The 15,998-nt window shown below is 36.2% G+C and carries 18 protein-coding genes and 1 tRNA gene; 6 read left to right on the top strand and 13 right to left on the bottom strand.

The features are described from left to right. Positions 1–133 precede the first annotated feature (133 nt). The 11 genes from OLM56_RS11900 to OLM56_RS11850 form a co-directional block, all read right to left on the bottom strand. Positions 134–1,009, bottom strand: coding sequence for a pirin family protein (locus tag OLM56_RS11900; protein WP_264527108.1), 876 nt, complete (start codon positions 1,007–1,009; stop codon positions 134–136). Between the two features lie 35 nt (positions 1,010–1,044). Next, on the bottom strand, positions 1,045–1,584 hold the full coding sequence (locus OLM56_RS11895; protein WP_264527107.1) for a hypothetical protein: 540 nt from the start codon (positions 1,582–1,584) through the stop codon (positions 1,045–1,047). A gap of 65 nt (positions 1,585–1,649) precedes the next feature. Next, on the bottom strand, positions 1,650–2,135 hold the full coding sequence (locus OLM56_RS11890; RefSeq protein WP_264527106.1) for a DNA-deoxyinosine glycosylase: 486 nt from the start codon (positions 2,133–2,135) through the stop codon (positions 1,650–1,652). 118 nt (positions 2,136–2,253) lie between these two features. Beyond that, positions 2,254–3,126: a succinate--CoA ligase subunit alpha gene (sucD, locus tag OLM56_RS11885; protein ID WP_121376997.1), complete on the bottom strand. Its 873-nt coding sequence runs from the start codon at positions 3,124–3,126 to the stop codon at positions 2,254–2,256. Between the two features lie 96 nt (positions 3,127–3,222). After that, complete coding sequence (locus OLM56_RS11880) at positions 3,223–3,585, bottom strand: nuclear transport factor 2 family protein (protein WP_121376996.1); 363 nt, start codon at positions 3,583–3,585, stop codon at positions 3,223–3,225. After that, positions 3,585–4,517, bottom strand: a complete 933-nt coding sequence (locus tag OLM56_RS11875; protein WP_121376995.1) for a UDP-3-O-(3-hydroxymyristoyl)glucosamine N-acyltransferase — start codon at positions 4,515–4,517, stop codon at positions 3,585–3,587. Before OLM56_RS11875 ends, OLM56_RS11880 begins: the two co-directional genes overlap by 1 nt. 81 nt (positions 4,518–4,598) lie before the next feature. Continuing rightward, complete coding sequence (efp, locus tag OLM56_RS11870; RefSeq protein WP_121376994.1) at positions 4,599–5,165, bottom strand: elongation factor P; 567 nt, start codon at positions 5,163–5,165, stop codon at positions 4,599–4,601. 48 nt (positions 5,166–5,213) lie between these two features. Then, complete coding sequence (gene lpxA, locus OLM56_RS11865; RefSeq protein WP_121376993.1) at positions 5,214–5,999, bottom strand: acyl-ACP--UDP-N-acetylglucosamine O-acyltransferase; 786 nt, start codon at positions 5,997–5,999, stop codon at positions 5,214–5,216. Positions 6,000–6,009: 10 nt separating this feature from the next. Next, complete coding sequence (locus tag OLM56_RS11860; RefSeq protein WP_182494485.1) at positions 6,010–7,398, bottom strand: bifunctional UDP-3-O-[3-hydroxymyristoyl] N-acetylglucosamine deacetylase/3-hydroxyacyl-ACP dehydratase; 1,389 nt, start codon at positions 7,396–7,398, stop codon at positions 6,010–6,012. Next, positions 7,391–8,434: a UDP-3-O-(3-hydroxymyristoyl)glucosamine N-acyltransferase gene (gene lpxD, locus OLM56_RS11855; protein WP_121376991.1), complete on the bottom strand. Its 1,044-nt coding sequence runs from the start codon at positions 8,432–8,434 to the stop codon at positions 7,391–7,393. The genes OLM56_RS11860 and lpxD overlap by 8 nt, the downstream gene beginning before the upstream one ends. A gap of 30 nt (positions 8,435–8,464) precedes the next feature. Continuing rightward, positions 8,465–9,703, bottom strand: a complete 1,239-nt coding sequence (locus tag OLM56_RS11850; protein ID WP_264527105.1) for an HD domain-containing protein — start codon at positions 9,701–9,703, stop codon at positions 8,465–8,467. A gap of 173 nt (positions 9,704–9,876) precedes the next feature. Between OLM56_RS11850 and OLM56_RS11845 the strand changes: the two genes are divergently transcribed. Continuing rightward, the gene (locus tag OLM56_RS11845) at positions 9,877–10,197 is read left to right on the top strand and encodes a hypothetical protein (protein WP_264527104.1); all 321 of its coding nucleotides are present in this window, start codon (positions 9,877–9,879) and stop codon (positions 10,195–10,197) included. A 410-nt stretch (positions 10,198–10,607) separates the two neighbouring features. On the opposite strand, the gene OLM56_RS11840 is transcribed toward OLM56_RS11845, so the two are convergent. Continuing rightward, entirely contained in the window at positions 10,608–10,859 is a 252-nt protein-coding gene (locus OLM56_RS11840; protein WP_264527103.1) for a hypothetical protein, read from the bottom strand. Between the two features lie 305 nt (positions 10,860–11,164). Here OLM56_RS11840 and OLM56_RS11835 point away from each other — a divergent pair, with 305 nt between their 5' ends. The 5 genes from OLM56_RS11835 to OLM56_RS11815 all read left to right on the top strand — a co-directional run bounded on the left by OLM56_RS11835 (position 11,165) and on the right by OLM56_RS11815 (position 15,002). After that, positions 11,165–12,718 (top strand): response regulator, encoded by a 1,554-nt coding sequence (locus OLM56_RS11835; protein WP_264527102.1) that lies wholly within the window; start codon positions 11,165–11,167, stop codon positions 12,716–12,718. An 11-nt stretch (positions 12,719–12,729) separates the two neighbouring features. Then, entirely contained in the window at positions 12,730–13,137 is a 408-nt protein-coding gene (tsaE, locus tag OLM56_RS11830) for a tRNA (adenosine(37)-N6)-threonylcarbamoyltransferase complex ATPase subunit type 1 TsaE (protein WP_264527101.1), read from the top strand. Between the two features lie 120 nt (positions 13,138–13,257). Beyond that, positions 13,258–14,451, top strand: a complete 1,194-nt coding sequence (locus OLM56_RS11825; RefSeq protein ID WP_121376985.1) for an alanine dehydrogenase — start codon at positions 13,258–13,260, stop codon at positions 14,449–14,451. Positions 14,452–14,480: 29 nt separating this feature from the next. Next, on the top strand, positions 14,481–14,867 hold the full coding sequence (locus tag OLM56_RS11820) for a DUF4258 domain-containing protein (RefSeq protein WP_121376984.1): 387 nt from the start codon (positions 14,481–14,483) through the stop codon (positions 14,865–14,867). 60 nt (positions 14,868–14,927) lie between these two features. Then, positions 14,928–15,002: transfer RNA gene (locus tag OLM56_RS11815), tRNA-Val, on the top strand. Positions 15,003–15,064: 62 nt separating this feature from the next. Here the strand turns inward: OLM56_RS11815 and OLM56_RS11810 are convergent. Then, positions 15,065–15,955 carry a winged helix-turn-helix domain-containing protein gene (locus OLM56_RS11810; RefSeq protein ID WP_264527100.1) on the bottom strand — a complete coding sequence of 297 codons (891 nt, stop codon included), beginning with the start codon at positions 15,953–15,955 and terminating at the stop codon, positions 15,065–15,067. Between the last annotated feature and the right edge of the window lie 43 nt (positions 15,956–15,998).

Genomic DNA, 15,998 nt, shown 5'->3' with positions numbered 1-15,998 from the left:
ACAGCTCATGTCTTTCGGCTCCAATGAATAATTATAATTGTAAATATAGAATTTTAAATGAATTATAACAATTATGGACAAAAAAATTAATCAATTGATAAAGTGCCAGCTTAAAGGATATCCAAACTATTTTTTATACTTCAGGCATCACCACATAACTATCATCTCCTTTTACTTTTGGAAAGCTCTTTTTCCTCCATCGTTCTTTTGCTTCTTCTAATTTTTCGTTGCTGGAAGAAACAAAATTCCAGTAAATAAAACGCTCTTCCGGAAGTGGTTCACCACCAAATAGAATGATATGTGTATTTGGCAGTAGCGTCATTGAACAAGCATCATCTAATTTTGACACGAGCATATTACCTTTTTCTACATGATGTTCACAGGCTTGAATGGCGCCTTCAACAACACAAATACCGATTTCACCAAACAACTGACCTTCAGTATGTAGCAAGTATTCATCTTGAGTTTTTATTTCAACCATAAACAATTCAGAATGTACCGGAACAGGAGATTCTTTTCCGTAGCCTTTTCCAGCTACTAAAGTAAATTCAGCTGTTTCGTCTTTCCAGCGCGGCAAATCATTTCTGTCGAAATGATGGAACTCAGGCTCCATATCTTCTTTGTCTTTTGGCAGCGCCACCCAGATCTGATAACCGTGCATCATATATTCTGAACCGTGTCGTAGTTCTTCTGGAGTTCTTTCTGTATGCGTTACTCCATTTCCTGCAATCATCCAGTTGACGGAGCCTGGAGCAATTTTTTGTTCTGTTCCGATACTGTCTTTGTGCATGACTTCTCCTTCTAGCAAAAAAGTTAGAGTTGCCAAGCCAATGTGCGGGTGCTGTCCGACATCCATATAATGCTCAGGTCCCATTTTTGTAGGCCCCATATGGTCAATGAAAATAAACGGTCCTACCATTCTTTTTTTACGAAAAGGCAATAATCTTCCGACTAAAAAATCTCCGATATCGCGTGGTCTTTCTTCTATAATTAAATCTATGTTTGACATTTTTTTTATTATTATGGGTTATAGTTTCTGGAAATTTAATTTCTCCATTGGAATTCATCTTTCGCCTTTTTCTCAATACCCTCTAGCAAGTATTTTTCTTCAAAATTTATTTTTTCAGATTTAGCCTTCTTGAATTCCTCATATAATTTATAGAGTATAAAATAATTCCAGTTAAATAATTTATTCACTACAAACTTTTTATTATCATGCGACTTAATGACTAAATAATAATAGCAACTAACTCTAGTATATTTTTTTCTTATAAATATATCTAAATTTTCAATTTCAATTTCTGTAATCCAATTTTTATTGTAGTGCTGTCCTAAAACACTAATTTTGTTAGCATCAATCTGAATTTCATAAATATAGGTTACTGATCTGTGAATTGATACCAATAGGGTGATAAAAAGATAGATTATTCCTAAAGCTAAAAATAATTTTATCATGTCATACTTAGAAAAAAACATTATAACAACACAAACAATAATACTAAAACTTACCAATTGTAAAGTAAGTGAAAAGCGCTGGTAGAAACTCAGTCTTTCGGTTGTAAAGGTGTTAATTTTGTCAGTCACAAATTAATTTTTAAACTCCTAATAGATTACAAATTTAATTAAAAAAGATTTTTTCGGAAAATGAGCTAATTCAAAGCTTCCATGATTTCTTCCCATTCTTTTAATTTCTGCATAAAACTTTTAGAAGCATTAGCACCGCTTGGCGAAGGAAGAATTATGTATTGTATGTCTTTTCTTCTTCCTACATATTTATCATAGAAGTTAGAAGCATTTTTGCTGGAGAAAAAGACATGTTTGATACTTGGATATTTTTTATAGAAGCTTTCAAAATCGTTCGCTTTTTCGTTCTTGATGTTACTATCAAGGCTTCCGGTTCTTTCGCAGTAGGCCAAAACATCCCAAAGCGCAATGTCGTTTTCTTCTAATAATTGTTTCTTTTCAGTATACGTTGCTGGCAAAGGCTGGTCAAATAATGTAAAAAGTAATTTCCAAAAACTGTTTCCTTTATTTCCATAATATTCTTGCAATTCCAAAGATTTTTCGCCTGGCATTGTTCCGAGAATTAAGATTTTAGAATTTTGATTTACTAATGGCGGAAAGGCTTTTTTCATCTTTTAAATTTATGAAAAAAATCAAACATTGTAAAATATTAAAAAAGAGAAACAAAATTCCAATAAATAAAAAAGCCCTGCAGTTTTTGCAAGGCTTTTTATATCGTTTTACGGAAAATTATCCCATAATTTCTTTTACTTTTTTACCAATTTCTGCCGGAGAGTCAACAACGTGGATTCCGTTTTCTCTCATGATGCGTTTTTTAGCTTCCGCTGTATCGTCAGCACCACCAACAATAGCACCAGCATGGCCCATTGTTCTTCCTTTCGGAGCAGTTTCACCAGCGATAAAACCAACAACTGGTTTTCTGTTACCGTCAGCTTTTACCCATTTAGCAGCATCCGCTTCTAATTGCCCTCCGATTTCACCAATCATGATGATACATTCTGTTTCTGGATCGTTCATCAATAATTCAACAGCTTCTTTTGTAGTAGTTCCGATGATTGGATCTCCTCCGATACCGATTGCTGTAGTAATTCCTAAACCTTGTTTTACTACTTGGTCAGCTGCTTCATATGTTAAAGTTCCTGATTTAGAAACGATACCAACGTTACCTTTTTTGAAGACGAAGCCTGGCATGATACCTACTTTAGCTTCACCTGGAGTGATTACACCTGGGCAGTTTGGTCCGATTAGACGACATTCTTTATTTTGAATATAAGCGTAAGCCTTGATCATATCTGCAACAGGAATTCCTTCTGTAATCGTGATGATAACTTTGATTCCTGCATCAGCAGCTTCCATAATTGCGTCAGCAGCAAAGGCTGGCGGTACGAAAATAATTGTTGTGTCAGCTCCAGCTTGGTCAACAGCATCTTTAACCGTGTTGAAAACCGGACGATCTAAATGTGTCGTTCCTCCTTTTCCTGGAGTTACTCCACCTACAACGTTTGTTCCGTATTCAATCATTTGAGAAGCGTGAAAAGTTCCTTCGCTTCCTGTAAAACCTTGAACAATTATTTTAGAATCTTTATTGACTAAAACGCTCATAATATATTTTTTAAATTTATTTTTTGAAATGGTGATGCAAAAGTAAGGTTTTGAAGCCTAACGGGAAAGTTTTTAGGCTGAAAATATTTAATGAAATCAAGACAATTGGCTCATCTGGAATCCTCTGTAGAGTTTGTTGTCTTTTATTTCCCAGATTACCATAAAATGGGCTAAAAGCATTTCTTCTCTTGGATTTTCAAATGTCTTTACATAGTGAGAATATCGGACAGAAACGAGGTTTCCTTCTTCTAAGATATGACTAATCCTAATTTTTGACCTTATATAAGCGACGCGAAGTTCTGCTGACAAAGCCAGAATTTCAGATCGGTTCATCTGCAAGAAGCCTTTCGAACTATTCCAATCTAAAATAACTTCAGGATGCAATGAAGATTCCATGATATTTTCATCTAAAAGTGCATCTGACTTATAAAAATTCTGTACGATTTCCTTTGCTGTCATTATTGTTTCAATTTATTGAGAATTTCTGGTATTTTCTTGACGTTGGCGAACTGCTTCAGTTTTTCACGAGCTTCATCGATAGGAGTTCCGAAATAGACCTTATCTCCTTCTATTGATTTTGTAACTCCACTTTGGGCCATGACAACAGCTTTTTCTCCAATGGTAATGCTGCTTATTACGCCTACTTGTCCCCATAAAGTTACTTCATCCATAATCTTTACACAACCCGCTATTCCTGTCTGTGCTGCGATAAGACATCTTTTTCCTATTACCGTATCGTGTCCGACATGCACCTGATTGTCTATTTTTGTTCCTTCTCCTATAGTCGTATCGCCGGTAACTCCTTTGTCAATTGTACAAAGCGCTCCAATTCCGACATTATCTTCGATAACAACTCTTCCGCCAGAAAGTAATTGATCAAATCCTTCTGGGCGTTTTTTATAATAGAATGCATCGGCTCCCAAAGTAGTTCCAGCATGAATAATCACGTTATCGCCTATTACCGTATGGTCGTAAATAGAAACATTGGAATGGATTATGCAATTTTTACCAATCTTGACATGGTTTCCAATAAAACAATTAGGTTGGATATAGGTTCCTTCGCCAATAGTAGCACTCAAAGAGATGGAAGTATTTATAGCTCTAAACGGCCTAAAATGCCTTGTAAGTGTATTAAAATCCCTGAACGGATCATCGGAAATCAACAATGCTTTTCCTTCTGGACATTCTACTTCTTTATTGATCAAGATAATAGTAGCCGCAGATTGTAATGCTTTGTCGTAATATTTTGGATGATCGACAAAGACAATATCTCCAGGTTCCACGACATGAATTTCGTTCATCCCATGAACCTCAAAATTTGGATCGCCAATATATTTGCTGTCGATAATTTCGGCAACTTCTTGTAACGTTTGTATTTTAGGGAATTTCATATTGGTCGTCTCATTAGAAATTATAGCAATAAGAAAATGAGATAACTACCAAGCTATCTCATTTCCAAATATACCAATTAATTATTCTTTTACGCGCTCCATATAGGCTCCTGTAGCTGTATCGATTTTAATTTTGTCGCCTTCGTTGATAAACAAAGGAACGTTTACAGATGCTCCCGTTTCTACAGTTGCAGGTTTTGTTGCATTAGTAGCCGTATTTCCTTTAACGCCTGGCTCTGCATAGGTAACTTCTAAAATGATTGAAGCTGGCATATCTACAGAAAGCGGCAAGTCAGTTTCAGTATTAATCTGAATCATTACGTTAGTACCTTCTTTTAATAAGTCTGGAGCGTCCAATACATTTTTATTCAAAGAAATTTGTTCGAAAGATTCAGCATTCATAAAGTGAAATTCATCTCCTTCAGCATATAAAAATTGGAACGTATGAGTTTCGACACGAATAGTATCAATTTTATGTCCCGCAGAAAAAGTATTATCCAAAACTTTACCAGAAGTCAAGCTTTTTAATTTTGTTCTGACGAAAGCTGGTCCTTTTCCAGGCTTTACGTGAAGGAATTCAATAATTTTATAAATATCGTGGTTGAATTTAATACACAATCCGTTTCTGATGTCTGCAGTACTTGCCATTTTGTTTGTTTGTTATTTCGTTTTTTGTAAAATTTTTATTCTTGGGAATTAATAAATCCCAGTATATCCTTTCATTACTCCTCTTGATGAATTTCTGATAAACAGAATAATTTCATCTCTTTCTGGAGTCGCTTCCATTTCAGCTTCAATAATTCCCAAAGCTTGGGTCGTATTGTAATTTTTCTGGTATAAAATTCTGTAAATCTCTTGAATTTCTCTGATTTTTTCTGTTGAAAAGCCTCTTCTTCTCAGACCTACTGAATTGATTCCTACATAAGAAAGCGGTTCTTTTGCGGCTTTAGTATAAGGAGGTACGTCTTTTCTAACCAAAGAGCCGCCAGAAATCATAGCATGGTCTCCAATATTGATGAATTGGTGCACCGCCGCCAGACCTCCAATAATTGCATAATTACCAACGGTAACGTGACCTGCCAATGCTACACCGTTAACGATAATTGCATTGTCGCCGATATGACAATCGTGGGCAATATGGGCAGTGGCCATAACCAAGCAATTTTTGCCAATCACAGTCTGTCCAGAAGCAATTGTGCCTCTATTAATGGTAACGCATTCTCTTATTGTTGAATTGTCGCCGATAATAGCTAGTGAATCTTCACCTCCAAATTTTAAGTCTTGCGGTACTGCAGAAATTACGGCACCTGGAAATATATTACAGTTCTTCCCTATTCTAGCGCCTTCCATGATGGTAACATTAGAACCAATCCAGGTTCCGTCGCCAATTACTACATTATTATGGATTGTAGTGAACGGCTCTATTACAACATTTTTAGCGATTTTTGCGCCAGGGTGAACGTATGCTAATGGTTGATTCATAAATTTCTTTTTAGTTGATTTTTGCGATTTGCGCCATTAGCTCGGCTTCCGCTACTAACTTTCCGTTAGCATAAGCATTCGCTTGCATGTGGCAGATCCCTCTTCTGATCGGAGAAATCAAATCGCATTTGAAAATCAGGGTATCTCCAGGCAATACTTTGTGCTTGAATTTTACATTGTCGATTTTCATAAAATAAGTTAGGTAGTTTTCAGGATCCGGAACAGAACTCAATATCAAGATCCCTCCTGATTGAGCCATAGCTTCAACAATGATAACACCTGGCATTACAGGTGCTCCAGGGAAATGCCCTACGAAGAAGCTTTCGTTCATTGTCACGTTTTTAAGTCCTACAACGTGCGTGTCAGACATTTCGATAATCCTGTCGATGAACAAGAATGGTGGCCTGTGAGGCAAAATACTCATGATTTTATGAATGTCCATCAGAGGCTCTTGGTTCAAGTCGAAAACAGGAACTTGATTTCTTTGTTCTATCTTGATAATTTTAGACATCTTTTTAGCGAATTGCGTGTTCACAAAATGTCCAGGTTTGTTTGCAATAATTTTTCCTTTGATGCGCGTTCCGATCAAAGCCAAATCACCGACAACGTCAAGCAATTTGTGACGGGCAGCTTCATTAGGATAATGCAGAGTCAGGTTGTCTAAAATTCCGTTTGGTTTTACAGATATCTTTTCTTTTCCAAAAGCCACTTTTAGGTTTTCCATAGTGCTTTCAGAAATTTCTTTATCGACATAAACGATGGCATTGTTTAAATCGCCGCCTTTAATCAGTCCATTTTCCAATAAAGCTTCAAGTTCGTGCAGGAAGCTGAACGTTCTAGCATCTGCAATTTCTGTCTTGAAATCGGCAATGCTTTTCATAGTAGCGTTTTGCGTACCTAAAACTTTAGTACCGAAATCTACCATTGCAGTGACTTGATAATCGTCTGAAGGCATTACCAAAATTTCACTTCCGGTAGCTTCGTCAGTATAAGAAATAACTTCTTTTACGACATATACGTTACGTTCTGCGTCTTGTTCTTCGATTCCTGCTTTTTCGATAGCTTCAACAAAAAACTTAGAAGAACCGTCCATAATCGGCGGTTCAGAAGCATCTAATTCAATGATAACGTTATCGATATCACAGCCAATGAACGCTGCCAAGACATGTTCAGAAGTTTGAATTTTTACTCCTTTTTTTTCTAAATTAGTGCCTCGCTGTGTATTTACTACGTAATTGGCATCTGCTTCAATAATAGGCTGTCCTTCTAAATCTACTCTTACGAATGTAAAACCATTGTTGATTGGAGCAGGCTTAAAAGTCATTTTTACATCTTTCCCAGTATGCAATCCCACACCTGTTAGCGAGATTTCATTCTTGATGGTTTTCTGTTTAACCATTGTTTATGCTATTTTCGTTTGTTATTTGTTTTTTTAATGCTTCTATATCGGATACAATTTTTGGCAAGTTTTTGAAATGGACATATGATTTATTAAAATCGGAATATCCGAAGCTCGGGCTTCCTTGGATTACTTCTCCTTCTTTGATGTTTTTTCCAATTCCAGATTGCGCTTGGATTCTTACGCCATCCCCTATTACCAAATGCCCTGCAATACCAACCTGTCCGCCTATTTGGCAGCCTTTTCCTATTTTAGTTGAACCGGCAACACCTGTTTGGGCGGCAATAACCGTATTTTCACCAATTTCGACATTATGAGCAATTTGTATCTGGTTATCCAGCTTTACGCCTTTTCGGATTACGGTAGATCCTAAAGTAGCTCTATCTATTGTTGTGCATGATCCAATATCGACATTGTCTTCGATGACAACATTCCCGATTTGAGGCACTTTGCTGTAAATTCCTTCTTCATTCGGAACAAAACCAAATCCATCAGAACCGATGATAGAACCTGAATGAATCGTACAATTCTTACCGATTACAGTTTCAGAATATATTCTTGCTCCAGCAAAAATAATAGTATTGTCACCTATTGATACATTATCGCCGATAAAACTATTAGGATAAATCTTTACGTTTTCGCCAATAGTCACATTTTTTCCAAGGTAACAAAAACTTCCCAAATAAAGGTTTTCACCGTAGGTTACATTTTCAGAAACTACAGAAGGCTGTTCAATACCAGACTTCATCAGCTTTACCTGATTGTAGTATTCTAATAATTTGGAAAATGATTTATAGGCATCTTCTACTTTGATAAGTGTAGTTGTAATTTCTGACTCAGGAATAAATGTAGTATTTACAATCGTAATCGTTGCTTGAGTCGTATAAATATAATTAAGGTATTTAGGGTTTGCCAAAAATGTCAAGGAACCTTCTGAACCTTCTTCGATTTTTGACAGCTTGTAAACCTCCGCATTGGGATTCCCCACTACTTCACCCTCTAAAATGCCTGCTATTTGTTCTGCTGTGAATTTCATCTTGACAAAAATATAAAAATTTGATTTTATTTATGAATTTTCCGCAAGTACTTTTGGAAAACAAATAAAATATTTGGTTACAGGCTTCGAGAGCGCCTTTAAATTTAGCTGGTCTGAAGCTTCTACGACATCTTCAATCGTCTTGTCTTTCTTTAATATTTTGATAGGCTCTACATCTTTATTATAGGCTTGGTTCTTGATTTTTCCTTTGAATATGAAATAAGAGGCTTCTTGCTGTGAAATTCGATAAAAGTTAGCCAATTTTGCTTTCAATTCTTCTACATCTTCTGGTGTGTATTTCTCGCTGTTGAGCTTGATTTTTAATAAGTCACGGTTGATAATCATTTTACTTAGAGCACTCAATATAAAATCGTTGTGGTGCTGCCATGCTTTTAATGCTGAAATAATATCTGAATCGTCTAATTGCGAGAATTTTTCTAAAACGGCATCATCAAAATCAGCTAATTCCACCTTATGCTGCATAAAATACAGCAAGGGTTCACTGCCTGGCAAGATTGTTCCTTTCTGGGCCAGCTCTTTTGCTCTCTTTAATACTCTAACGAGCATATTTTCGGCAACAAGACTTGTCTTATGCAAATAGGCCTGCCAATACATTAGCCTTCTTGCCATAAGGAATTTTTCGACCGAATAGATTCCTTTTTCTTCAATTACCAAAACATCGTCAACTACATTCATCATCTGAATCAAACGATCGGAGTTGATATTACCCTCAGCAACGCCTGAATAAAAACTGTCTCTTTTCAGATAATCCATCCTATCCATATCCAATTGGCTTGAAATCAGTTGCAACATGAATTTCCTATGATATTCGCCTTTAAAAACTTGTATGGCCAAGGTAAGCTGTCCGCCAAATTCTTCATTTAGCTTGTTCATAAAGAGCATGGATATGGCCTCATGGTTAACATTTTCTACGATACTATGCTCCATAGCATGAGAAAAAGGCCCATGCCCAATATCATGCAACAAGATAGCGACATACAAAGCTCTTTCTTCTTCATTGGAAATATGAACTCCTTTATATCGAAGTACTTCTACTGCTTTTTGCATAATGTGCATGCAGCCCAAAGCATGGTGAAAACGAGTATGGTGCGCGCCTGGATATACCAAATAGGACAATCCCATCTGCGATATTCTACGCAACCTTTGAAAATAAGGATGCTGGATCAAATCATATAAAAGCGTATCCGGGATAGTTATAAATCCATAAATAGGATCATTAAATATCTTTAATTTATTGGTATGGCTCACTGTTGTTAAAATTGGAGTACAAATATAAGCAAGTTAGGCAGTTTTCAACTAAAATCCTATAATTAACACTATTTAGCATAGGCAGTTAAATTGCAGTTAATTGAAAAGCAAAAGAGTTAAGAATACATTTTATGCCGTAACTTTAAATATACAAAAAGCTAAAAAAATAAATCATGAAAAAGTTATTAATAGCCGCTGCCTTTTTTGCAAGCATTGGATTTGCTTCAGCACAAGTTGACAAAGTCGATGACCAACAGCCAGATCAAGACCAAATACAGCAACAACCACCAAGAAATACTCAGTCGGAAGTAGAAAGAGCCGCTCGGATTGATGCTGAAAAGAAGAAAAATGATGATGCCATAGAAGCTGAAAAGAAATCGAAAGATAAAGGACAGTCAAAAAATTACACGAAAGTGAATCCCGACAAATTGTCGCCTGTGAGAAAAGACAGCACTACTGGCGTACAACCTGTTAAAAAACCAAGAAATAAATAGTTTTCTATTTAGAGTATTGAAGAAAAAGGTCTCCTAGTAGTTCAGGAGACCTTTTTTAATGCTAAAAATTGTATAAAAAAATTTTATTTAAATATAAAATAACAAACTTTACGATTTTATAACTTGGAAGAAACAAAAACAAAATCTTATGAAAAATTCAATGAAACTCATTTCTTCCTTGCTATTATTGTCATGGGCATTTATAGCAAGCTGCAGCAATTGTGACGATGGCAGTGCAAGTGACAGCAACCAACAAAAAAATAATGTCGTAAGTGATAGCACTTACGTCAAGTAAAAAGAGAAGGCTCACATAAATAGTGAGCCTCTTTTTTAAAGTTTCAATTATAGCACAAGAAATAATACTATCAGATGATACTTAGCATATCTTACATTCTTAGATTCGCTTTGGCTTATCTATCTGGAGTATTTTCAGTAATTACTCTAGCTTCCGGTGTTCTCAAAGAGGATCTTGTAAAAGAATGGGGCCTATAATCTACATGATCTTCTTCTAGGGATTTTTCAAACATAACCTTTGCTTTTTCATTGAATTCTTCAGATTCAAGATACTTCAGATTTTGCATATTGTTGAAGGCAACGGTAGAATTTCCACCAAACCATTCTACATCCCATTCCTCAATTGTTTTTTTGCTGTTCGTGTCCATGATTGCTAAGATTTAAGTTAATAAAGTAAATTATCCTCTCAAATTTACAAAAAAAACCAATAACCACAAATTAAAACACTAGATTTCAATGAATTATAATCATTTTTACATGCTAAAAAATATCAATCTAGCGCTTTACTCTTTTAAAAGTTGAAAATACAGCAATATTTTTTGTTTTATCTTCAATAATTCTTTGAAAATATCGTTGTCCATTTAGCACGTTTATTTTACATAAATTTTAAGATATTCGAATGACAAAAGTGTTAAATTGCGACATAATAGCTAAGATAACTACACCCTAAAATATGGACAAAATAAAGATACTCTGGGTTGATGACGAAATTGATCTGCTCAAGCCACACATATTATTTCTTGAGAAAAAAAACTACGATGTAACCACATGCAATAACGGACGCGATGCTATCGATATCTTTGAAGAAGGCAATTTTGACATCGTTTTCCTAGATGAAAATATGCCTGGAATGAGCGGCCTGGAAACGCTTTCGGAAATGAAAGAAAAAAAATCTGCTACCCCTGTAATCATGATTACGAAAAGTGAGGAAGAATATATCATGGAAGAGGCCATCGGATCAAAAATTGCAGATTATTTGATCAAACCTGTAAATCCTAACCAGATTCTTTTGAGCCTGAAAAAGAACCTAGACAATACTAGGTTGGTTTCTGAAAAGACTACGCTGGATTACCAAAAAGAATTCCGAAAAATTTCTATGGAATTATCGATGGTTAATTCTTATGAAGACTGGATAGAACTCTACCAAAAATTACTTTATTGGGAATTAGAGCTTGAAAATATTGACGACCAAAGCATGTTTGAGATTTTAGAATCCCAAAAAGTCGAAGCAAATTCACAATTTGGAAAATTCATCGAACGCAACTACGAAGATTGGTTCTTGCCAAAAGCAGACAAACCCGTGCAGTCGCATACACTTTTCAAAGAACTCATCCTTCCTGAATTGAAGAAAAAGGACCGCCCTATTCTATTCGTAGTAATTGACAATTTGCGATACGATCAATGGAAGGCTTTTGAAGGCGTGGTTAGCAATCATTACAAATTAGAAAAAGAAACGCCGTTTTTCTCCATACTTCCTACAGCAACACAGTATGCTAGAAATGCTATCTTTTCTGGATTGACGCCATTGGAAATGGAGAAGAAATACCCACAATATTGGAAAAATGATGTAGAAGATGGCGGAAAAAATTTATACGAAGCCGAATTCCTGACAGAACAATTGCGTCGCCTTGGAATGAATATCAAACAGGATTACTTTAAGATTACGAATTTTGCTGGCGGAAAAAAACTTGTTGATAATTTCAAGACCTTAAAAAATAACGACTTGGTAACGGTTGTTTATAATTTCGTTGACATGCTTTCCCATGCCAAAACAGAAATGGATGTAGTTAAGGAATTGGCTTCCAATGATAAAGCGTACCGTTCTCTAACCTTGAGCTGGTTTAAAAATTCACCGCTTTTAGAAATCATCCAGCAAGCACAACAGATGGGCTTCCGCCTGATCTTGACAACCGATCATGGAACAATTAACGTAAAAAATCCGTCAAAAGTTATTGGCGATAGAAATACCAGCCTAAACCTTCGCTATAAGACAGGAAGAAGCTTGACCTACGAAGACAAGGACGTATATGCTGTAAAAGATCCGAAAAGTATCCAACTGCCTGCTATAAATATGAGCAGTTCTTATATTTTTGCAAAAAATGATTACTTTTTGGCCTACGTCAACAATTACAATCACTATGTCAGCTATTACCGAAACACCTACCAGCATGGCGGAATTTCTCTCGAAGAAATGATTATTCCGTTTTTGGTGTTCAACCCAAAATAGATTTTAAATAAATGGAAATACAATTCACGCTTGAAGAAATCCATCAAGCAGCTCAAAAAATACTATCTCAAAAATTACACAAAGTCGTATTGTTTCATGGCGATATGGGCGCCGGAAAAACGACTATGATTAAGGCACTTTCTAAAGCATTGGGAGTTTCGAATGCGACTTCCAGCCCTACTTTTTCATTAGTAAACGAATACGAGACTGATAAAGGCGAAATCGTCTATCATTTTGACGTATACCGACTTAATAGCGAAAGCGAGGCTTATGACATGGGGATTGACGAATATCTCTATTCTGGCGAATGGTGCTTTATTGAATGGGCTGAGAAAATCCCGAGTCTTATTCCATCAGAACATTCGACCGTTACTATAAAAGTCGGAAAAGATGGAAAGAGAAAGCTTACCTTAAAATAGAATTATTGCTAGCCCTGCTTGCGTTTCATACCTTAGCAGGGTTATTAATTTTTATAGCATTGAGTTCTTGCAACTTCACAACTTTTTCTTAACTTAGACCTTTAATTCACAGCAGGAAATATGTCATTCACACCCTTTACAAAACAACAGTTGATGCCTCAAGAGGAAAAACTGGAAGTTGCCCGCAAAAAAAGCGACCTGTTTATTGGAATACCTAAAGAATCTTCCTATCAGGAACGTCGAATTTGTCTGACACCGGATGCTGTGAATTCACTAACTTCCCATGGACATCGTATCTTAATCGAAGCTGGCGCAGGCGAAAGCTCAAGCTATACCGACCAAGAATATAGCGATGCCGGTGCTGAAATTACTCAAGACACAAAAAAAGTATTCAAATGCCCGATGGTGTTAAAAGTCGAGCCTTTGACGATTGCAGAAATCGAAATGATGAATAGCAATTCACTTGTCATTTCGGCCCTGCAGATAAAAACCCGAAAAAAAGAATACTTTGAAGCCCTGGCTAAAAAGAAAATTACAGCCCTTGCTTTTGAATTTATAAAAGATGACGATGGCTCCTATCCTGCTGTAAAATCGCTAAGTGAAATAGCAGGAACAGGTTCTATCTTGATTGCAGCAGAATTGATGATTAACAATCAATTCGGAAAAGGCTTGTTGTTTGGCAATATTACAGGAGTACCTCCTACCGAAGTCGTAATTATCGGCGCTGGAACCGTAGCAGAATTTGCAACGCGAACCGCCATCGGATTAGGTGCCAACGTAAAAGTTTTTGACAATTCCATCACAAAATTGCGAAGATTACAAAACAACTTGAATCAAAGAATCTTCACTTCCACTATACAGCCCAAGTCACTACTAAAAGCGCTGCGTAGATGTGATGTCGCCATCGGAGCCATGAGAGGAAAAGACCGATGCCCAGTCGTTGTAACAGAAACCATGGTAGAACACATGAAAAAGGGAGCCGTAATTGTCGACGTAAGTATCGATACGGGCGGATGTTTTGAAACTTCGGAAGTTACTACGCACGAAAAGCCTACTTTTATCAAAAATAATGTAATCCACTACTGTGTACCAAATATCCCTTCACGGTACTCAAAAACCGCTTCGCTTTCTATTAGCAATATCATTACGCCTTATTTGTTGCAGATTGCTGAAGATGGCGGTATAGAAAGTGCCATTCGCTGTAATAAAGGATTAAAAAACGGCGTATATTTATATCATGGCATTTTAACCAACAAAGCTATTGGAGATTGGTTTGATTTGCCAGGAAGCGACATCAATTTAATTGTTTTTTAATCTTATCTTTGCGCCAAAATTAAGATATAATGAAGTTTTCACAGCGCCTTGCCTATTATTTAGGGGGATTATTATTAGGAACCATAATTGTCGTTTATTTCCTTCAAGCAAAAGCCGAATCAAGAAATGTAAATTTCTGCTATTTCCCAAACTGCCGTGTATTACAGGATTTGAGAAGCAAACCGATGCATTATTCTCCAGAATCTGAAGCGATATTAAAAGAAAATTGGGTAACCTTACAAGACGTGAAGAATTGCATGCAATATGGCGATGTAGATTTTTCAATTAGCAATAAGCCTTTTGAGCACGGAAAAATTTATTTTATCAAAGGAAAAAACACTAAAGGTGAACCCATTACGGTTTCAATGGTCAATTACTCCGACAAAGTTATTTTAAAGGAGATAAAAAAAGATTAAAAAAAGCGACAGAAAACCTTGCAAATACAAATAGTTCGTGTATATTTGCACTCGCAATCAGGGCGATTAGCTCAGTTGGTTCAGAGCATCTGGTTTACACCCAGAGGGTCGGGGGTTCGAATCCCTCATCGCCCACAAAAAAGTCGAAACGAAAGTTTCGGCTTTTTTCATTTTGTAAAACTACGAAACAAACTTTTTTAAGAGCTAATTTCAAGCCTATATCCTTTACCACGTATAACAACAATTTTGATATTCGGATCAATTTCTAATTTTTTTCTAAGTTTTGATATGAACATATCCAGACTACGTCCCACAATAACACCATCATCTTCCCAGATTTCTTTTTGCAGCCGGCTTCTCTCTATAATCTCATTGGGAGACAACGCAAAAATGAGCAATACACGAGTTTCAGTTCCAGTCAGATCTATTGTCTTTTCATTTATGATGAGTTTCCTGTTTTCCGCATCAAACAGCACCGAGCTTAAAGTGAACTTATTTGCGTGATGATTGTCACGCAAAACTCTTCGTGGTTTAACCGATTTAAAAAAAACAAAACCGACAAATGCTAAAAATGGCAAGCTGGCCAGAAGGTATCCATTCTTAGCTGTATTTATGCCAGTTGGTTTGAATTTAATATTGATTATGTAACATGCTCTGGGTTGACTTCTTCCCGTACAGGCTACAATTTCATCTTCCTTATTTTTTGATATAGCATACCCATAAGCTACACTCCCATTACTACAGTTCAGAACGTTAACAATATAATCACCTACGAGCGGAGCTTTGTCTAAAAAACGCCTAGTAGTATTCATTAGCGAGTCCGGTTGAAAAGTTAGGTCATTCTCAAACGTAATCTGGTACTCATTTTCGGCGATCTTTTTTACAGGAAGCACTCTTGAAGTATTGTCTCCCGATTGTAAAAGTAGCTCATGTCCGATTTTACGGAGCAAAACTTCTCTTTTGGCTATATCAAAATCGTTACTATCCTCCGTACTGAAAGCCACGCAGATTACTGAGACAAACAAAAGTAATATCAATCCTAACAGGTATTTGCGTTTTCCAAAAAGGTGATTTCGACTATGATGCATAGTGTCAAGTTTTTATTTACAAAGTTTACAATTTTATTTACAA

This window comes from Flavobacterium sp. N2550, assembly GCF_025947265.1.
Lineage (GTDB): Bacteria > Bacteroidota > Bacteroidia > Flavobacteriales > Flavobacteriaceae > Flavobacterium > Flavobacterium endophyticum.
The sequence above is the reverse complement of the archived record's forward strand: the minus strand, read 5'-3'. Positions and strand labels throughout refer to the sequence as shown.

What these genes read in the sequence shown, in the direction of transcription:
- OLM56_RS11845 (WP_264527104.1), top strand. Translation starts at nt 9,877, where the DNA reads ATGAAAAAGTTATTAATAGCCGCTGCCTTTTTTGCAAGCATTGGATTT.
- OLM56_RS11835 (WP_264527102.1), top strand. Translation starts at nt 11,165, where the DNA reads ATGGACAAAATAAAGATACTCTGGGTTGATGACGAAATTGATCTGCTC.
- OLM56_RS11840 (WP_264527103.1), bottom strand. Translation starts at nt 10,859, where the DNA reads ATGGACACGAACAGCAAAAAAACAATTGAGGAATGGGATGTAGAATGG.
- OLM56_RS11900 (WP_264527108.1), bottom strand. Translation starts at nt 1,009, where the DNA reads ATGTCAAACATAGATTTAATTATAGAAGAAAGACCACGCGATATCGGA.
- OLM56_RS11860 (WP_182494485.1), bottom strand. Translation starts at nt 7,398, where the DNA reads ATGGTTAAACAGAAAACCATCAAGAATGAAATCTCGCTAACAGGTGTG.
- tsaE (WP_264527101.1), top strand. Translation starts at nt 12,730, where the DNA reads ATGGAAATACAATTCACGCTTGAAGAAATCCATCAAGCAGCTCAAAAA.
- lpxD (WP_121376991.1), bottom strand. Translation starts at nt 8,434, where the DNA reads ATGAAATTCACAGCAGAACAAATAGCAGGCATTTTAGAGGGTGAAGTA.
- lpxA (WP_121376993.1), bottom strand. Translation starts at nt 5,999, where the DNA reads ATGAATCAACCATTAGCATACGTTCACCCTGGCGCAAAAATCGCTAAA.
- OLM56_RS11825 (WP_121376985.1), top strand. Translation starts at nt 13,258, where the DNA reads ATGTCATTCACACCCTTTACAAAACAACAGTTGATGCCTCAAGAGGAA.
- OLM56_RS11820 (WP_121376984.1), top strand. Translation starts at nt 14,481, where the DNA reads ATGAAGTTTTCACAGCGCCTTGCCTATTATTTAGGGGGATTATTATTA.
- OLM56_RS11880 (WP_121376996.1), bottom strand. Translation starts at nt 3,585, where the DNA reads ATGACAGCAAAGGAAATCGTACAGAATTTTTATAAGTCAGATGCACTT.
- efp (WP_121376994.1), bottom strand. Translation starts at nt 5,165, where the DNA reads ATGGCAAGTACTGCAGACATCAGAAACGGATTGTGTATTAAATTCAAC.
- OLM56_RS11875 (WP_121376995.1), bottom strand. Translation starts at nt 4,517, where the DNA reads ATGAAATTCCCTAAAATACAAACGTTACAAGAAGTTGCCGAAATTATC.
- OLM56_RS11810 (WP_264527100.1), bottom strand. Translation starts at nt 15,955, where the DNA reads ATGCATCATAGTCGAAATCACCTTTTTGGAAAACGCAAATACCTGTTA.
- OLM56_RS11890 (WP_264527106.1), bottom strand. Translation starts at nt 2,135, where the DNA reads ATGAAAAAAGCCTTTCCGCCATTAGTAAATCAAAATTCTAAAATCTTA.
- sucD (WP_121376997.1), bottom strand. Translation starts at nt 3,126, where the DNA reads ATGAGCGTTTTAGTCAATAAAGATTCTAAAATAATTGTTCAAGGTTTT.